Annotated in this window: 20 protein-coding genes; 8 read left to right on the top strand and 12 right to left on the bottom strand. The window is 67.0% G+C overall.

Annotated elements, in window-relative coordinates; translation table 11 throughout:
• Nucleotides 1-52: 52 nt before the first annotated feature.
• A complete protein-coding gene (locus NOW55_RS06145) occupies nt 53-1,162 on the top strand; it encodes a mechanosensitive ion channel family protein (protein ID WP_390293006.1) in 1,110 nt (369 codons plus the stop codon).
• 59 nt (nt 1,163-1,221) lie between these two features.
• Entirely contained in the window at nt 1,222-1,344 is a 123-nt protein-coding gene (locus NOW55_RS06140) for a hypothetical protein (protein WP_256300364.1), read from the top strand.
• Here the strand turns inward: NOW55_RS06140 and NOW55_RS06135 are convergent, their stop codons facing one another.
• Nucleotides 1,345-1,749: a plastocyanin/azurin family copper-binding protein gene (locus tag NOW55_RS06135; RefSeq protein ID WP_256399207.1), complete on the bottom strand. Its 405-nt coding sequence runs from the start codon at nt 1,747-1,749 to the stop codon at nt 1,345-1,347. It lies immediately after the preceding gene.
• Nucleotides 1,750-1,857: 108 nt separating this feature from the next.
• On the opposite strand from NOW55_RS06135, the gene NOW55_RS06130 reads away from it, so the two are divergent.
• Both NOW55_RS06130 and NOW55_RS06125 read left to right on the top strand, forming a co-directional pair.
• Nucleotides 1,858-2,928 (top strand): succinylglutamate desuccinylase/aspartoacylase family protein, encoded by a 1,071-nt coding sequence (locus tag NOW55_RS06130; RefSeq protein WP_256399206.1) that lies wholly within the window; start codon nt 1,858-1,860, stop codon nt 2,926-2,928.
• A gap of 888 nt (nt 2,929-3,816) precedes the next feature.
• Nucleotides 3,817-4,068, top strand: a complete 252-nt coding sequence (locus NOW55_RS06125; protein ID WP_256399204.1) for a hypothetical protein — start codon at nt 3,817-3,819, stop codon at nt 4,066-4,068.
• Between the two features lie 30 nt (nt 4,069-4,098).
• On the opposite strand, the gene NOW55_RS06120 is transcribed toward NOW55_RS06125, so the two are convergent.
• The 4 genes from NOW55_RS06120 to NOW55_RS06105 all read right to left on the bottom strand — a co-directional run bounded on the left by NOW55_RS06120 (nt 4,099) and on the right by NOW55_RS06105 (nt 6,398).
• Nucleotides 4,099-4,536, bottom strand: coding sequence for an SPW repeat domain-containing protein (locus NOW55_RS06120; protein ID WP_256399203.1), 438 nt, complete (start codon nt 4,534-4,536; stop codon nt 4,099-4,101).
• Between the two features lie 336 nt (nt 4,537-4,872).
• A complete protein-coding gene (locus NOW55_RS06115) occupies nt 4,873-5,073 on the bottom strand; it encodes a heavy-metal-associated domain-containing protein (protein ID WP_256399202.1) in 201 nt (66 codons plus the stop codon).
• Nucleotides 5,074-5,163: 90 nt separating this feature from the next.
• Nucleotides 5,164-5,649 carry an Lrp/AsnC family transcriptional regulator gene (locus tag NOW55_RS06110; protein ID WP_256399201.1) on the bottom strand — a complete coding sequence of 162 codons (486 nt, stop codon included), beginning with the start codon at nt 5,647-5,649 and terminating at the stop codon, nt 5,164-5,166.
• A 176-nt stretch (nt 5,650-5,825) separates the two neighbouring features.
• Nucleotides 5,826-6,398 carry a peroxidase-related enzyme gene (locus tag NOW55_RS06105; protein WP_256399200.1) on the bottom strand — a complete coding sequence of 191 codons (573 nt, stop codon included), beginning with the start codon at nt 6,396-6,398 and terminating at the stop codon, nt 5,826-5,828.
• 91 nt (nt 6,399-6,489) lie between these two features.
• Between NOW55_RS06105 and NOW55_RS06100 the strand changes: the two genes are divergently transcribed.
• Complete coding sequence (locus NOW55_RS06100) at nt 6,490-7,134, top strand: uracil-DNA glycosylase family protein (RefSeq protein WP_256399199.1); 645 nt, start codon at nt 6,490-6,492, stop codon at nt 7,132-7,134.
• Between the two features lie 36 nt (nt 7,135-7,170).
• Here NOW55_RS06100 and NOW55_RS06095 read toward each other — a convergent pair whose 3' ends face one another.
• From NOW55_RS06095 to NOW55_RS06085, 3 genes are all read right to left on the bottom strand, one after another.
• Entirely contained in the window at nt 7,171-8,502 is a 1,332-nt protein-coding gene (locus NOW55_RS06095; protein ID WP_256399198.1) for a DnaJ domain-containing protein, read from the bottom strand.
• Between the two features lie 68 nt (nt 8,503-8,570).
• Nucleotides 8,571-9,842 carry a DNA polymerase IV gene (dinB, locus tag NOW55_RS06090; protein WP_256399197.1) on the bottom strand — a complete coding sequence of 424 codons (1,272 nt, stop codon included), beginning with the start codon at nt 9,840-9,842 and terminating at the stop codon, nt 8,571-8,573.
• A gap of 150 nt (nt 9,843-9,992) precedes the next feature.
• Nucleotides 9,993-10,811, bottom strand: coding sequence for an aldo/keto reductase (locus tag NOW55_RS06085; protein WP_256399196.1), 819 nt, complete (start codon nt 10,809-10,811; stop codon nt 9,993-9,995).
• A 161-nt stretch (nt 10,812-10,972) separates the two neighbouring features.
• Here NOW55_RS06085 and NOW55_RS21005 point away from each other — a divergent pair, with 161 nt between their 5' ends.
• The gene (locus NOW55_RS21005) at nt 10,973-11,089 is read left to right on the top strand and encodes a DUF7989 family protein (RefSeq protein WP_465260940.1); all 117 of its coding nucleotides are present in this window, start codon (nt 10,973-10,975) and stop codon (nt 11,087-11,089) included.
• Nucleotides 11,090-11,252: 163 nt separating this feature from the next.
• On the opposite strand, the gene NOW55_RS06080 is transcribed toward NOW55_RS21005, so the two are convergent.
• Nucleotides 11,253-12,458, bottom strand: a complete 1,206-nt coding sequence (locus tag NOW55_RS06080) for a LolA family protein (RefSeq protein ID WP_256399195.1) — start codon at nt 12,456-12,458, stop codon at nt 11,253-11,255.
• A 120-nt stretch (nt 12,459-12,578) separates the two neighbouring features.
• Here NOW55_RS06080 and NOW55_RS06075 point away from each other — a divergent pair, with 120 nt between their 5' ends.
• The gene (locus NOW55_RS06075; protein WP_256399194.1) at nt 12,579-13,454 is read left to right on the top strand and encodes a CbiX/SirB N-terminal domain-containing protein; all 876 of its coding nucleotides are present in this window, start codon (nt 12,579-12,581) and stop codon (nt 13,452-13,454) included.
• Nucleotides 13,455-13,456: 2 nt separating this feature from the next.
• Entirely contained in the window at nt 13,457-14,557 is a 1,101-nt protein-coding gene (locus tag NOW55_RS06070) for a DR2241 family protein (protein ID WP_256399193.1), read from the top strand.
• Between the two features lie 27 nt (nt 14,558-14,584).
• On the opposite strand, the gene NOW55_RS06065 is transcribed toward NOW55_RS06070, so the two are convergent.
• The 3 genes from NOW55_RS06065 to NOW55_RS06055 form a co-directional block, all read right to left on the bottom strand.
• Nucleotides 14,585-15,169: a DUF7524 family protein gene (locus NOW55_RS06065; protein WP_256399192.1), complete on the bottom strand. Its 585-nt coding sequence runs from the start codon at nt 15,167-15,169 to the stop codon at nt 14,585-14,587.
• A 60-nt stretch (nt 15,170-15,229) separates the two neighbouring features.
• Nucleotides 15,230-15,424: a methytransferase partner Trm112 gene (locus NOW55_RS06060; protein ID WP_256399191.1), complete on the bottom strand. Its 195-nt coding sequence runs from the start codon at nt 15,422-15,424 to the stop codon at nt 15,230-15,232.
• 181 nt (nt 15,425-15,605) lie between these two features.
• Entirely contained in the window at nt 15,606-16,982 is a 1,377-nt protein-coding gene (locus tag NOW55_RS06055; RefSeq protein ID WP_256399190.1) for an adenylosuccinate synthase, read from the bottom strand.
• Between the last annotated feature and the right edge of the window lie 84 nt (nt 16,983-17,066).

Here is a 17,066-nt window from a genome sequence, read left to right as displayed (position 1 = left end):
TGCCGGCGTGCCGGGGCGGAATATAAAAGCCCCGTGCCCGCGTAGGACCGTCATGTTCGCAGGTATGTCGGAGTTTCTGGCCGGGGTTCCGCCGGCCGAGCGGACGGTGCTCGTGCTGGGAATCTCGCTCGTCTCGGCGGTGTTGCTGGAGGTGGTGGTGCTTCGGCTGGCGCGGCGGTTCGTCAAGGGCACGGAGAGCGAGATAGACAACATCGTCGTCGAGGAGTTGCGGCTCCCGCTCGTGGTAACGGCGGGACTCGTCGGCGTGTTCGTGCTTACCCAACCGGACTTCGGCGGGGCGGACGTCATCTACCAGGACCAGCTCGGGACGTTCTTCGGCCAGCCCTCGGCGTCGGTCATCGTGCTCGTCTGGGCGCGGGCGCTGAACAACGTCGTAAACCGGGTCGTCGAGAGCGTCCAGAAGACCGGCCGGTTCGACTTCGCACCCGTCTTCTCGAACGTCTGGACGCTCGTCGTGCTCGTCGGCGCGGCGTTCTTCCTGCTCACCATCTGGAACATCGAGATCACGCCGCTGCTCGGCGCGGCTGGCGTCGCCGGCATCGCCATCGGGTTCGCCGCGAAGGACACCGTCGCGAACTTCTTCGGCGGCCTCGCGCTCTACTTCGACGACACGTACAAGATCGGCGACTACGTCGTGCTCGACACCGGCGACGCCGGCACCGTCGTCCGGGTCGGCATCCGGTCGACCACGCTGCTCACCCGGGACGAGGTGATGGTGACGGTCCCGAACTCGGTGCTGAACTCCGCGCGCATCATCAACGAGTCCGCACCGCAACGCCGGAAGCGCATCCGCATCCCGCTCACCGTCGGGTACGGAACCGACCTCGACGAGTTCGAGGAGGTCGTCCTCGCGGTCAGCGTGGACGAGTCGCTCGTGCAGGACTCGCCGAAGCCCCGGATGCGCTTCCGGCAGTTCGGCGACTCCGGGCTGGAGTACGAGCTGCTCTGCTGGGTGTCGAGCCCGAGCCGCGAGCAGAAGGCCCGTCACAGGCTCAATCGGACCATCTACCGCCGGCTGCTCGACGAGGACATCGAGATGCCGTTCCCGAAGCGCGACGTGACGCTCACGCTCTCGGACGCCGAACGGGACGCCATCGCCGACGTGGACGGCCTCGCGACCGCCGAGTCGGACGACGACTGAGCACGCCGGCGAACCAGGAAGGGACAGCGTAGAAGTAGGTCCGGGCCGTCGGAGCCGACATGGCGAGCATCGTCGGCGTCCTCTACGACACGTTCGGCGCGTTCCTCATCCCGGCGACCGTGTTCGCCGTCGGCATCCTGTTCTACGGCGTACTGGTCTGGCTGAACCGGGTCGAGCTCTGATCACTCCTCGACGACTATCTCGCCGACCATCCCCTGCTGGCGGTGGGGTGCACAGTCGTACTCGTAGGTGCCGGGGGTCTCGAAGGTGTAGCTGTAGACGTAGCCGGTGTCGAAGGTGTTGCTCTCGCCCCCTTCGGTACCCTCCCAGCTGGCACCGTCGGGCTGGCTCTGGACGACGATGTTGTGGGTGTTGCTCTTCCACTCCCAGGTGACCTCGGTCCCCGTCGAGACGGTGAGACTGTCCGGGTCGAAGATCAACTGGTTGTCCGGACCGACCCAGATGGTGTTCTCGGGGCGGTCCTCGCCGCCATCGCCGCCACCGCCCATGCAGCCCGCGAGAGCGACCGGGAGGGTCGATGCACCGATACCGAGCAGTGTCCGTCGAGACAGTCGGGTGGAGTCCATACCGTTCGTTGGTTACGACGTGAGCAGGAAAAAGGCTGGTATCCGCCGTCGCCGTTTCCAGCTCCCGCGACCTGAAGATTCATGGACGGCCCCGGCCAAGCGAGGGCCATGTCCGACGGTGGTCCACGATCGTTCCGGTTCGACGCCGAGGTCTCGCCCGGCGAGAAGCGCCACGTCAAACACGAGGTCGGCGAGACGTACCTCGGTGACCCGGTCGAGATACCCGTCACCGTCATCAACGGCACTCGCGACGGTCCGCGGGTGTTCTTCTCGGCGGCCATCCACGGCGACGAGCTCAACGGCGTGAAGGTCGTCCAGGAGGTCGCCGACCGGTACGAGCCCGCCGACGTCCACGGGACGCTGGTCTGTCTGCACGTGCTGAACGTCCCCGGGTTCCTCGCCCAGCAACGCTACATCCCCATCTACGACCAGGACCTCAACCGGTCGTTCCCGGGCAAGAGCCACTCGAACACTGCAGAACGGATGGCCAGCGCCATCTACCGGACGTTCGTCTCGCAGTGCGACCTCGGCGTCGACTTCCACACCTCCACGCGCAACCGGACGACGATGTACCACGTCCGCGCCGACATGGGCAACGAGGAGGTGTCCAGACTCGCCCACGCCTTCGGCGCGAACGTCGTGCTCTCCGGCGAGTCCGAGCCGGGGATGCTCCGCAGCGTCGCCACCGCGGACGACACCCCCACGATCACCGTCGAGATGGGGAAGGCCCACCGCTTCCAGCGCCCGCTCATCGACCGCGCGCTGGAGGGCGTCGAGAGCGTTCTCGCCGAGTACGGCGTCCGCCCCGGACAGCCCGTCACCTGGCCGGGGTGGCGGAAGGTCATCGACTCCGCGAAGGAGAAGACGTGGCTGCGGGCGGACTCGGGCGGCCTCGTCGACATGGAGTGGGGCCCGTACCCGCTCGTCCACGAGGGCGACACCATCTGCACCGTCTCGGACCACTTTCGAACCGAGGAACGCGTCGTCACGGCCCCGTTCACGGGCCTCATCGTCGGTATCCTCGAGAACCCGCTCGCCCAGCCGGGACACCCGCTCTGTCATCTGGTGCGTATCGACGAGGACACGACGCGGGCGGTCGAGAACGAGATAGAGCGCGGTGACGCCGGCGGCTACCGGGCGGATGGGTTGCGGTGGGCGGGGAACGGCGAGGCCGAGTGACGGGAGGGAACTCGGCCTCGATGCGGAACGGCGACGGGAGGGGACCGTGGAGCGATAGCGAGGCCGAATGAGCGCCCAGCGGTCCTGTTGAAATCCTATCGGTCAAACGCTATCTGCGATGAGACAGCTGTTACGTGGGTGTGCGAACTGATTAGTAAGTCCCAGAGTGAGAGTCCTCGTTTGCTGATATCTTTCGGCTACCAAATACATACAAGAGGAAAGCAAGGATGCTGATTATCATTCCGACAGAGATGTGCAAAGCCAATATTTCGTATGGAGTAGACACAACTGGGTTCGATTTGATTCCAAGGAAGTATATCCGGTGTATGAGGTTCTCGAACGAAGTCGTGAGTAAAAATCCGGTAAAACTCATGATTCCGATGCTACCAGCCCACAGAAGGCGAGTTAATTGTGGGAGACTTCGTCGTGTAGCATCCAGATAGACAAGTATCACAAAGAAGGGAGCAACGAAGAGACCAATCAGGGGTGCAATCGAGGCCATGTCATCTCTTTGTCTGAATCGGAGATAAATGCTCGGTTGGGCCCCGTTTAGCATCCTCGATAGCACCTGGGGATGCTACTAATGTGCCGTGTACGCCCTGTGCTAAACGGTACGTCTATTCCCTGTACTGATCGCTTGACCTGAGAGAATACAAGTCGGTACGTAGACCTGCGAACGAATTGCCGGAGATGCCATCAGCTATCGTTAATATTCATAGAGCCGTGCTGCATACCCAGCGCGGACGGAGTAGACCCACCAATCAACGGCCTTGCTATCCGCTTCGCTGACTTCGAGGTCGGACCTCCCGCGGAACCCGTGGAAACTCTGGCCTACTGCCGTTCGAAGCGGTTATAAGCATCCTTGTATTGGCGTTAACAGACAGAGTAATGGACGATAATCTGGCGGGCGAGGTGGACACGTTCATCCGGATGACCCGGGAGTTCCCGATTCGGACCGGCTTTTTGACCTTCAGCCTTCCGGGGTTCGCACTCCTGCAGTTACTGAACGGGATTCTTCACGGGGGCTCGCTGTTGTTGATCGGCAGTTTCGTGGTGCTGGCGATGGCTTGCTCGGTACTGCTGGCCCAGTACCAGCTCGCGGTCTACCGGCAACAACGGCTCTCCCGACAGTGGCCATAGCGAGCACTGCAAAATCTCACGAGGAACTGTTCAGGCTTCTGTTCGGCGAGTGTCCTGCTGGCGTTCCTGGGCCTGGTACGCACTGTAGGCACCGAGACCCACTGCAAGCAACCCGACGACTATGTCGTTGTAGAACCCGAACTCGTTAGTCGTCTCGGTGAGCCCGGAGTCGGCACCCAGCATGAACGGTGCCGCGATCAACCAGAGGCCGGCTACGACGGCGATCAGGGCGACCGCGACGTTCGCAAACCGTTCGTCCGCTTGCCGCGAGTAGTTGTACCCCCCGACGCCGACCAGGAGCGCACCGACAAGGACGTCGTTCCAGAACTGCGCTTCGGTGAGGGTCAATCCGAGGGCCTGTGCGATCATCCAGAGTCCGAGAAGTGCAATCAGTGCCGAGAGCCATTTGCCACGTTCACCCGGATTCGCCCCGTGGTCAGCGCGTTCATCGCGACGGTCTCTGTCCATGTCCGTGCCGTTGCTCGATCTGTCACCAGAACCTGACCTGTTGTTGCTACTCATAGTTCGCTCCATCGTTGATGCGGGTCTCACGCGTAAAGTTAGACGGCCGCACCGAACAGATGGTGAGTATCTACTAGTGAATTTCTGTCGCCAACGACAAAACAAGTCGTCCCTATTCAGCTGTTGTACTCTGACGGACGATGAGTAGAGCGTTGGTCGCCGCGATACCCCGAGCACCTGTATCGGCCGCATCCGAGTCGAAGTGTATCCCCCGCGGAGGATCTCGACAGAGCCAGTCCAGCGGCTCACAGCGGAGCGATCCGAGAACGCAGAGCGGGCGAGTCAGAGTGGTTCCGCGTCGTAGCCGGCCATCTCTACCTTCTCGACGATGTCGTCGACGTCGGCGTCGCCCTCGACCGTCGCGGTGAACTCGTCGATATCGGTCTCGACGGAGTCGACGCCGTCGGCCAGCAGGATCGCCTTTTCGACGACTTCTGCGTGTGTCTCGTAGGTCATGCCGTTGACGCGGATGCGCGTCGCCATAGCTGCCTGTGCGTAACCTGGGCTTAGAACAGTTTTGGTCGAACCCCTCTTCCCATCGGTGGGGGTGCCTGGCGGGTACGGTCCGCTCGGTCACTGCCGAACGGTCTGTTCGAGTCCGGCCTCGTCGCTGGCGTCGTGGTCCTTGATCTTCGGCCGCCACTCGGACTGGACGAGCAGGCTCACGTCGAAGTGCTCGACGAGTTCGAGGTCGACACCGCCCGCGAGGAGCTGGCGAACGTCTCCCTTGGGAACGTTGGCGTTGAGGAACACCCGCGAGTCCGCCGTGAGGAACGCGTGCTCGACGTCTTCGAGCGCGGCGAACCGGTCGACGACGCCGTCGTCGGCGGTCGGCGAGAGCTCGGCCTCGACGAGCACGGAGACGCCGTCGTTGAGCTTCGAGCTGTCCACGTCGATGGTGAACCGGCGGATGACGCCCATCTCGCGCAGGCGGTCGATTCTGTCGGAGACCGTCGGCGGGGAGACGTCGACGATTTCCGCGATGTCGCTGTACGTCCTGCTCGCGTCCTCGAGGAGCAGGCGGAGGATCTCCAGGTCGGTGTCGTCCAGCTGGCGCATGTCAGACTGTGGTCTATTATCCACCATACACTTTTCGACATAGTTTGAGAATTTCCCCTTAGTGAATTTAACTGAGTTCGAAGGGGCGACGTGTTCGGGCTGGAAACCCTGTCTGTGATTGTCTCTCGGCTTCAGTCGTCCGTCCCTGTTCGCCGTGGCGCTCGGTGTGGGAGTGGTTATCTGCCCATCGTGTGGAACTCGGCGTTCGGGCGCATGTCGGCCAGATGTGCCATCCTGTTCGAGAGGTTGAAGAAGGCGGCGACGCTCCCGATGTCCCAGATGGCCTCCTGCGAGAAGCCGTGGTCGCGGAGGCTTTCGAAGTCAGCCTCGTCGACTTCCGCCGGCTCCTCGGTGAGCTTCACGGCGAGGTCGAGCATGGCGCGGTGGGCGTCGTTGATGTCCGCGATTCGGTGGTTGGAGACGAGCTGGTCGGCGAGGTGCGGGTCGTCGGCGTAGATGCGGACGAGCGCGCCGTGGGCGACGTTGCAGTAGTAGCAGTCGTTCGCGCCGCTGACCGCGACGACGATCATCTCGACCTCCTCGCGTTCGAGTGCGGTGTCCTCGACGAGCGCGTCGTAGTAGTCGAAGAAGGCCCGGAAGTGCGAGGGCTTGTAGCCGTAGGCGAGGAAGACGTTCGGGACGAAGCCGGCGCGCGCTTCCTCCTCGTCGATGCGTTCGCGCAGGTCGTCGGGGAGTTCGTCGACGTCCGGGACCGGGAACCGCGTCATCGCTGGGATGTCGTCGCTCATACGGCCGACGACGGCGACGGGGACAATCAAACCATCGTCGAGGCCCACGCGAGCCGAGAACTTGATACCGTCCCCTTCACTACCGGATAGCGTGGAGAACGTAACGGACCGGGTGTCGAACCCGTTCGACATGCGCCCGCCCGCGGAGTACCCGCCGGTCGACGACGGCCCCGCTGCCGTCCCCGGGTACGGCGACGCCAACGCCGACTTCCACGTCGTCGGCGCGTCGCCGGCCGACCACGGCGGCGAGACGACGGGTGTCCCGTTCACCGAGACCGAGGGCGCGCGCCGACTGCAGGGTGTGCTACACGACGTGGGCTTCCTCGCGGACCGGTACAGCGACGCGCCGGAGCCGACGAACCTGTTCCTGAGCTACCTGTTCATGCCCCAGTTGCCCGAGGGGCGGATGCCGACGGCCGAGGACTACGAGTTCATGGAGCGCTTCTTCGACGCGGAGTTCCGGGCCATCAACGCCCACGTCATCCTCCCCGTCGGCCCGACGGCCATCGACCGGGTGCTTCGGGAGTACACCACGCTCCGACGGCGGTTCCCGGAGCCGATCGACGACCGGGCCATCCACGCGACCGAGGTCCGTGGGCGCGGTTTCCTCGTCGTGCCGGTGGCCGACCCCGAGACGTGGGACGACGAGGAGGCGACGGCGCTGCGCGAGCGACTCCGGGCCCTCCTCGACTCGGACTACCGACAGACCAAGGGCGTCGCGACGCTGGTCGGCTGAGACGGCCGCAGGAACGGCCGGTGGACGTGCGGAGAGTCAGAAGCGGGCCGCGACCTTCGGCCGCACGAAGGCACTCAGGAGGAGTATCACGACCGAGAGCAGCGGCAGGACCATCACGGCGAGGTCCACGGCGAGCATGGGCGCGGCCTCGGCCGCGTCGAGCACGAGGCCGACGAGCGGGGCGGAGACGCCGACGACGTAGAGGTACGTGGGCTTGAACTGGAACGCCATCCGGGTGTGACGGATGATGACCAGGTAGACCAGCGGCATGACGAGCGCGCCGGCCAGCAGTGGCCCGCCGTACGCGCCGGCCGCGATGGCGACGGCGAGCGAGACGCCGACGGTCTCGTTGATGGTCACCCACTTGTACGGCCGCCGGGCACGGAACGCCCGGTTGAGGCCGAACGCGAGGACGGTGACGCCGACCAGTCCGGCGAGTACGCCGTACCACTGCTGTGTCGGCAGCGGTGGCTCGGTCACCAGCGCACCCGCCTCGACGATGAACGTCGCGGGCTGGGTGAGGCCGTGCCGCGACTCGACGAGGGCGGCCTGCAGCGCGGCGGTATCGGTGCCGGCGGCGCGCAGGCGGTCAGCGAGTGTCGAGAGGCCGCCCTCGTGGGCCAGCCCGTACTGGACGAGCCCGCCGACGTAGAGGAGGACCGCCGAGAGCATGAGCGGCCAGCCGAGGCTCAGGTCGTTCCACCAGTTGAACAGCGCGTTGTCGGTCCAGCCGCCGGTTCCGGTGCCCGTTGCGGGCGAGGTCCGGGTGCCGGTGGTCGCGTGGCCGCCGTTGGTCGATGTGCTCGCGGTCGACCCGCCGCTACTCTGCGACGATGCGCTCCCCGTCGCGCTGCTTCGTGACCGGCTCGTCCGCTGGGACGTGTTCGAGGTCGCGGACTGGGCGGCGGAGCCCGCCGAGGACCGGCTCCCGCTGGAGCGGCTGCTGCCCGAGCGGCTGCTCCCTGAACGGCTCCCGCTCGACCGACTGCTGCTCGAGCGTGTCGAGCCGGTGGGGCGACTCGTGGTCCGTGAACCGCCCGAGGAGCCGCTCGACCGACTCGTCGAGTCGGCGGAGTCGCCGCTCTCGCTCGACCGGCTACCCCAGATATCGCCGGAGGGGAAGCCGCCGATGCGCTTCGCGACGTAGTCCCTGTGTCCGAGTCGGTCGTAGGCGTTCCGCTCCGAGGAGTCGTTGAGGGTCTCGTAGGCCTTCTTCAGGGCGTTGAACTGGGCGGGGGCGTCGGGGTCGTCGTTGAGGTCCGGATGGTACTCCCGGACCTTCGAGCGGAACGCCTCCTTCACCTCGTCCTGGGAGGCGTCCTCGTCTATCTCGAGAAGTTCGTAGAAGTCCATATCGTCGTCAGCCATGCTGATGAGAGTGCGTCTACCTCATCTCGGGTGCCGGGCCATATAAGTTCCATTGGCCGCGGCGGGGGCTACTGGAAATCGGTCAGCGTGGACTGGCCGTCGGCGTCGTCGGTCTCCCGTCGACGCGAGTGTGCCCGGGACGGCTCCTCGGGCGTCTCACGGCCGCCGCCGGACTCCCAGGAGTCGAGGCTCGCCTGGTTGCGCTCGGTGAACGAGAGGTTCGAGACGCGGACGCCGACCTTCCGCACGGGCACGTCGTCGAACTCAGAGACGAGCTCCAGCGCCGTCTCGACGACCAGCGGCTCGTCCGCGACGGGGCCCGACAGCGACCGCTCGCGGGTGTTCACGTCGAACGGCGGCTCGACGGCCTTGATGCCGATGGTCCGGTAGAGCGCTCCCTCGCGGTCTGCCCGGTCCGCCACGGCCTCGGCCAGCGTCTGCACCTGCTCCGCCTTCGGCTCCGGCTCCGTGACAGGCTCGCCGAACGCGGACTCCCGGGAGAAGCTCTTCGGCAGTCCCCGCGGCGTCACCGCCCGGTCGTCGTGGCCGCGTGCCCGGCTCCGGAGCTCCGGGCCGCGCTCGCCGAAGCGGTCAGCCAGCGCTCGGCGGTCCGCCGTGGCCAGGTCGCCCGCGGTCTCGACGTCGAACTCGTCGCGGAGCTCCCGTGCGGTCACCGGGCCGACGCCGTGGATCTCCTCGATGGGGAGCGGTTCGAGGAACCCCCGCAGTTCGTCGGGCGGGACGACCACGAGGCCGTCGGGCTTGTCGTGGTCGCTGGCGACCTTCGCGGCGCTCATGTTCGAGGCGACACCGACGCTGGCGACGACGCCGACCTCGCGTTCGATGCGCTGTTTGACGTGGCGGGCGAACCCCTCGGCGACGGACCAGTCGGTGCGGTCGGTCACGTCCAGATACGCCTCGTCGATGCTCACCTCGCGGACCGTGTCGGCGCAGTCGTGGAGGATGTCCTTCACGTCGCTCGCCACGGCCTCGTAGTAGTCCAGGTCGACGGGCCGGTACAGACCGGTCCCCTCGGGGTCGTCCGCGTCGGCGCGGCGGGGGAGGCGCTCCAGCGCGGTCGTGATGGCCTGTGCGCTCTCGACGCCGTACTCGCGGGCCTCGTAGCTCGCCGTCGCCACCGCACCGGTGTCGTCGCCCGGCTCGTAGCCCATTCCCACCACGACCGGATCGCCACGGAGCGCCGGCTCGCGAAGGCGTTCGCACGCCGCGTAGAAGCAGTCCATGTCGACGTGCAGGACGATGCGGTCGGGGCCGTCCTGCTCGGGAGCGACGCCTGGGAGACGCTCACCGGGTCGGGTCGGGTCCTCCGGGTCGACCATCGCGTGTTCGGCTGTCGGTTGGGTAGCGAGGTGGATGAGTGTTCCGTCCGACCACCGGCGTCACTCCGCGTCGAAGTAGGTCAGCTATATTCGGGGACAGTACGCTGGCCAGCGAGAGACCGACGAGGGGCCCGCGGCGCTCGACGCGATTCAGATACCGATGGTCCCCTTCGCGAACGCGAGGCCGTTCTTGACGGGGTCGGGACGGGCGATGCGGTCGAGCTCCTCGCGGTCGAGCTTGAAGTCGAAGATGTCGATGTTCTGCTCGATGTGGTCCTGGCTGGTGGATTTCGGGATCGCGACGACGTTCTGGTGCTGGGTGGCCCAGCGAAGCGCGACCTGTGCGGGGGTCTTGTCGTACCGTGCGCCGATGGTCCGGAGGAGGTCGTCGTCGAGGACGCCGCCGGTGCCGAGCGGCGAGTAGGCCGTCAGCAGCACGTCGGCGTCCTGGCAGTACCGGAGGAGTTCACGCTGGGGCTTGAACGGGTGGAACTTCACCTGGTTGGTGAAGATGGGCTCCGGGGAGACGCGCTGGGCCTTCATGAGCCGCTTCTTCGAGAAGTTCGAGACCCCGACGTGCCGGACGTCGCCGCACTCGACGAGGTCGGCCATCGCCGCCATCGTCTCGCGGAGGTCGGCGAGCGGGTTGGGCCAGTGCAGCAGCAGGAGGTCGACGTAGGCGGTGTCGAGGCGGCGGATGCTGTTGGCGACCGAGCGCTTGAGGCGACCGGGCCGGAACCGGTCGGGACGGACCTTCGTGGTGAGGAAGACGTCCTCGCGGTCGACGTCGGAGTCGTGGATCGCGTTGCCGACGTAGCGCTCGTTGTCGTACGCCTGGGCGGTGTCGATGTGTCGGTAGCCGGCGGCGAGCGCGGTCCGGACCGCGCCGTAGGTCTCCTGGCCGGCGGTCTGCCAGGTGCCGAGGCCGATCTTCGGGACGGAGGTACCCTGGACCGTTTCGTACTCCATGCGATGGCGTTGGGCGCGGGCCGGCATAGGCCTTGACACTTCGGGTCGATGGAGTCTCAAACCGTCCGCAGTCGCCGATATTAGGTGTTAATATGTTACTAAGTCTTATAACGAGTCGCCAGAAACCCTTTTATACCAGACTCGTGCTACGAGGTACCACGATGACGAACGACAAGCGCACGATGAAAGACATCAGCCACACGCCACCGAACGGAGAGTCCGTCACCAACGTCTGGGAGCGAGGGGACGAGTCGCCCGACGAACCGCGAGACGACTGAGTTCTTCTTCCCGTTCTCACGACGGAGAGCGGTGCGACCGTCGCATCTCGACCGACCGCAACCTCGTCGAGACGCCTCTCGGGGAGCGACTGCTGGTCGTGCCAGCGACCCAGTTCGGCTTCGCGCCGGTGTTCGAGCCAGCGCAGCAGGCGGTCGGAAGCTGTCACTCGCAGCCGACCGACCGGGCGACGGCGACGATCTCACCTCGGGACAGCGACCCCTCGACCGAGACGACGGCGTACTGCGGGCCGTCCGCACAGGACCAGACGACCGAGCCAAGCGAGTCCGTCGCGACGTAGCGGCCCTCGATGCCGCCGACGTCGACGGTGACGCCCTCGGCCGACCCCGTCGAGCGGGGCTCCGAGTGTTCGCTCACGTAGAGCACGTCCCCGGCGTCGTTCCGGTAGAACACCGTGACCGTCGTGATATCGCCACGGAGCACGCCGACCTGGGACAGCTCGTACCCGTCCGGCACGTCCGGGTCCGGGAGCGTCATCGACACGTTGGCCGCGGCCGCCGCGCGCGTCTCGAACGTCTCCCGGCTCTCCTCGAGGTCGACCACGCTCGCGTCCTCCGGCGGGTCGAAGTGGAACCGCGAGTCGTCGATGCCCGGGTCGAACACGACGTCCGTGTACTCGGTGACGACGCGGAACTCCTCCCCGTTGACCGTCATCGACTGGGTCACCTTCACCGGGAAGTAGTGCTCGGTGTCGAGGTAGTAGCGGATGCGCAGGTCGGACGCGACCGTCGGCACGTCACCGCTCGGTGCTAGCTCGACGACGTGCGTCTCGTGGTCGGACACCGTCTCCGTGCCCTCGTACGTCGCGGTGTAGTTCTCGATCCGCGTCGAGGCGTTGCGAACCTCCGCGCCGGTCTCGCCCTCGACCGGAACGGACGGTGCGGGCCCCATGCCGACGGTCGGCGGGGACCGGACCGTCTCGTTGCCGCTCGCGGCGACCGCGTCGAACACCTGCCGCAGGAACGTGTCCATCCGGACCGCGTCGCCCTGGCCGCGCTCGTACGACTGCGTCCTGACCACCGCCCGGCTCTCGTTGTACACCCAGAGCTGCGAGCCGTTGGCGACGACGAGGTTGCCGGCGCGGGAGGCGGGTTCGCGGACCTCCTCGCGGACCTCGCCACTGGCCGGCCGGGTCCACACCTCGGACCGTCGGTGCTCGGTGGTGTTCCCGTGGGTGATGGTCGTCTCGACGACCGCGTGGACGCCGTCGATGGACTCGTAGGCCTCGACGGCCCCGTCGCCGTCGACCGTCGGAGCTGTCGGCCGGTCTTCACCGACGAAACCGGTACAGCCCGCGCCGACGACCAGCAGGAGTGTCAGTACGACGAGGGAGCGAGGGCGAGGGGACATTTTCGCGAGTGTTACGACCGATGACAATTAGGCGTTTCCGTCCGCGCGAGCCCCGCGAGCCCGCCGACGTCGGGTGCCGCAGACGAAGTCACTAAGGGTATCCCAGCCTGAGCGACGCGTATGCAAGCGCTGGTCATCGTGGCACACGGGTCGCACCTCAATCCCGAGTCGAGCGCGCCGACGTACGCCCACGCGGACACCATCCGCGAGTCGGGCGCGTTCGACGAGGTGCGCGAGGCGTTCTGGAAGGAGGAGCCGAGCTTCCGCGACGCCCTCCGGACGGTCGAGTCCGAGGAGGTGTTCGTCGTCCCGCTGTTCATCAGCGAGGGCTACTTCACGGAGGAGGTCATCCCCCGCGAACTCCGCCTCGACGACTGGGAGGCCGGCCTGTGGGACTCCGACGGCACGAGCGCGTCGCAGGCGACGCTCCACGCCGACGACGTGGACAAGACCATCCACTACTGCGGCCCAGTCGGTACCCACGACGCGATGTCCGACGTCATCGTCAAGCGTGCCGAGACGGTCACGGGAGACCCCGACGTCGGCGAGGGGTTCGGCCTCGCAGTCGTCGGCCACGGCACCGAGCGCAACGAGAACTCCGCGAAGGCCATCGAGTACCACGCCGACCGCATCCGCTCGATGGGCCGCTTCGACGAGGTGCAGGCGCTGTACATGGACGAGGAGCCCGAGGTCGACGACGTGACCGACTACTTCGAGAGCGAGGACGTCGTCGTCGTCCCGCTGTTCGTCGCCGACGGCTACCACACCCAGGAGGACATCCCGGAGGATATGGGTCTCACCGACGACTACCGCGAGGGCTGGGAGACGCCCGCGGAGGTGGACGGCCACCGCATCTGGTACGCCGGGGCCGTCGGGACCGAGGAGTTCATGGCCGATGTCATCCTCGAACGCGCCGCCGAGGCCGGTGCGGACGTCAGCGCCGCGCTCGAACGCGTCCGCGAGGCGACCGGCGGCGTGCCGGCGTCGGGTGACTGACGATGGCGGCCACCGACGCCGACCTCGCGCCCGACCAGTTCGAGGACCTCGTCGACGCCGTGACCGGGGGCCCCGTCGAGTTCGACGGCCTCGTCGTGCAGTACGAGGACGACGGCTACGTGTTCGAGGTGCCCGACCTGCACCGCGAGCACCTCTCCGTCGAGGAGCTCGAACGGGTCGCCGCCGCCAACGCCGAGTGGGTCACCAACTGGCACTTCTGGAACGTCGTCGTCGGTGGCGAGGGCACCGCCCGCCGCGCCTTCCTGCGCTGGCTCGAGGCCGCCGACGAGCACTCGGTTCGCGCCCGCTACGGCGCGATGGCCGACGGCGGCATCCACCACGAGTGGGGCGAGCTGCTCGTCACCGTCGAGCTCGGCGAGGTCGGCTACCGGCGGTACGAGCTCCGGCACGTCGACGACAGCGATGCCGACCCCGCCGAGCTCACCGCAGACGCCGAGCCGCGTGACCTGCGCGACCGCTCGAAGTACGACGACCGTGGCCGCTACCGCCCGCTGAAGACCGCACCGTCGCTCGTCGACGGCTGGGTACTCCCCGACCTCACGAGCGGCGAGCTGAAGGAGGCGCTCGGGTTCGTCTACCCGGCGACGGTCGAGAACTGGCACCGCGAGCACGAGGGCACACTCGACGTGACCCACTGGCGCGAGACCGCCGAGCGCCAGACCGGCATCTACGACGTCGTCGACGAGCTCCCCCGCGAGGCCGTCGAGTGGGTCACCGAGGCGGCCTGCGTCGACTCCCAGTGCCTCAAGCGCCGCGAGTGGCAGTACGACGAGGGCGACCACCTCGACACACCGGCCGGCGACGGCGCGTTCCCCTGCCGGGAGCCGTGTTCGCTCGTCGTCGCCGCCGCCCGGAAGTGGACGAAGCTGGAGGAGGAGGACGAACACACCTACGAGTTCGACCTCACGCCGAGCGAGAAGGCGCAACTGGAGGAGATCATCGACGCCGTCGCCGATGGCCGCACCGACGAGATCCGCGAGGCCGACGTGTACGAGGGTGCGAACCGCTACCGGGCGCGCTATCTGCGGGCGAAGCGGTTCGACGAGGACGGCAACCTCTGTGGCGTGCCGACGGAGGAGTAGGCGGTCGGGGAGCCGGGGCCAGACTACTCAGCGCAGCAACACGGCGACGGCGACGAGAATCCCTAGCAGGACCGCGCCGACGCCGAGCATGACGACCGTGCTGTTCGCGAGCGCCATCGCCAGGACGGCGACCAGAAGTGCGACCCCGGCCATCGCGAGCACCGGCGCGTCGTCGCGGCCGGGGACGATACCGGAGAGGTCCGGTCCGCCCGACGAGCCCATGCCCGAAGCGGCCCCCTCGGTCTCGGCGGGCGGCACGCTCGCCCGCTGTCCCATCGGCACGCTCGCCAGGTCCCGCACCGTCACCGGCACCGCGGCCTCCTGTGCGCCGTAGGCCGCCACGAACCGGAGCGACCCGGACACCGGGCGCTGGCCGTCCGCGACCTCGACACGGAACCGGGTGCTCGACTCCGTCTCGACGAAGTGGTTCGTCTCGCTGAGCGTCGCGACCCGCGAGAGCCCGTCGTCGACGTTGCAGTGGACGTGGACCGCCCGCCCGTGGTTCCGGAGCTCGACCTCGAACGCTCCCCGGGTTTCGAACGCCTCGACGGTCGGTTCGACGCTGTGGAGCTCCTCGCGGCTGACGTCGACGACGAGGGTCTCGGATGCCATACTCTGTGTGTGGTGCGGTTCGTCGGTGGTCTCTCCGCGCGGTTCGGGGTCGCTACAGGGTCACGCCGGCACGTCGTCGCGCATGTCCGGCGGCAGCATGTTCGGGACGCCCTCCTCGATGGGGTACGCCTCGCCGCACTCCGTGCAGGTGAGCGTGCCCGAGATTATCTCGTCGTCGTCCTCGCGGTCGACTTCGAGTTCGAGGTCGGCCTTGTCCATCGGACAGCAGAGGATGTCCATCATGGATTCTTTCATACCCACAGCCTCGGACACGGAGAGCAAAAGGCTTCGGGAACCGTGTCCGGATGTGGTTAGCTTCGACTGCGGCCGTGACTGCGTACCCCTGCTCGTTCGAAGTTTACGACAGACGTAAACTCTCAGATGTGGGTGCAGCTGCAGGTTGCCACAGAAAAATCGCCGCGTTGCAGGCCGTCGTCTACGCGTCGTACGGGTCCTGCAGGATGACGGTATCCTCGCGGTCCGGGCCCGTGCCGACGGCGTAGATGTCCGTCTCGAGTTCGGTCGAGAGGTACGTCAGGTACTCGCGAGCGTTCTCGGGGATGTCCCCCCAGTCGTCGACGTCGTCCCAGTCGACCTCGGGCCAGCCGTCGAAGCTGCGGAAGTTCGCCTCGCAGCGCGCCCACTGCTCGGTCGTCGAGGGCATCGTCAGCAGCTCCTCGCCGTCGAGCGTGTAGCTGTGGCCGACCTTCACCTCGTCCATGCCGGCGAGCACGTCGACGTGGTTGACGGCGAGGCCGGTGAACCCGCTGACGCGGGTGGCGTGGCGGAGCATCGGCACGTCGAGCCAGCCGACCCGGCGGGGGCGACCGGTGACGGTGCCGTACTCGCCGCCCTCGTCGCGGATGTAGGTGGCGAGTTCCTCCTTCTCGGGGTCGCCCTCGCCGTCGTAGTCCGCGGTCTGTCCCTCGACGCCACCGAGTTCCGTGGGCATGGGGCCGCTGCCGACCCGGGAGAGGTAGCCCTTCACGATGCCGATGACCTCGCCCGCGCCGATGATGCCCGGACTGAGGCCGGTGCCGGTGGTCGCGCCGCCGGCGGTCGGGTTCGACGACGTGACGAACGGGTAGCTGCCGTGGTCGATGTCGATGAGCGTGCCCTGTGCACCCTCGAGCATGACCTGCTCGCCGTCGCCGATGGCCTCGGCGAGGAACTCTCCACAGGCGACCGGCATCCCCTGTTCGGCCAGTCGCTCGCCGAACTCGCGGTACTGCTCGAACAGCGCGTCGATGTCGAACGCAGACGGGTCTTCGAGGTCGTCGATGTCGAGCCCGTACACGTCCTCGACGAGCGCCCGCTTCTGGGGCACGGCGTACTCCAGCCGCTCCCGGAGCACGTCGGGGTCGAGCAGGTCGCCCACTCGGACCCCACGACGGCCCGCCTTGTCCTCGTAGGTCGGCCCGATGCCGCGCCCGGTGGTGCCGACCTCCTGGTCCGATTCGCTCTTTACATCCTCCTCGATGCCGTCGAGCACGCGGTGGTACGGCAGGATGACGTGTGCTCGTTCGGCCACACGCACGTCGGGGTCGAGCCCCCGCTCGCGCAGTTCTGCTATCTCGTCGAACAGCGTCGCCGGGTTCACGACGCAGCCGTTACCGAGGACGCCCACCTTGCCGCGGACGACCCCGCTGGGGACGAGCGAGAGCTTGTACTCGGTGCCACCGTAGACGACGGTGTGGCCCGCGTTGTCGCCGCCCTGGTAGCGGACGACGATGTCGGCCCCGTCGCCGTAGAGGTCGACGACACCGCCCTTGCCCTCGTCGCCGAGCTGCGACCCGACAATGGTTACGGTCATTTACACGCGCCGATTCTCCAGCGGTCGGTAAACCGATTTCGATACGGCGGGTCCGGCCGCCCGCTGGTGTGTCGTGGTCCCATG

The organism is Haloarchaeobius litoreus, assembly GCF_024495425.1.
Taxonomy (GTDB): domain Archaea; phylum Halobacteriota; class Halobacteria; order Halobacteriales; family Natrialbaceae; genus Haloarchaeobius; species Haloarchaeobius litoreus.
The sequence above is the reverse complement of the archived record's forward strand: the minus strand, read 5'-3'. Positions and strand labels throughout refer to the sequence as shown.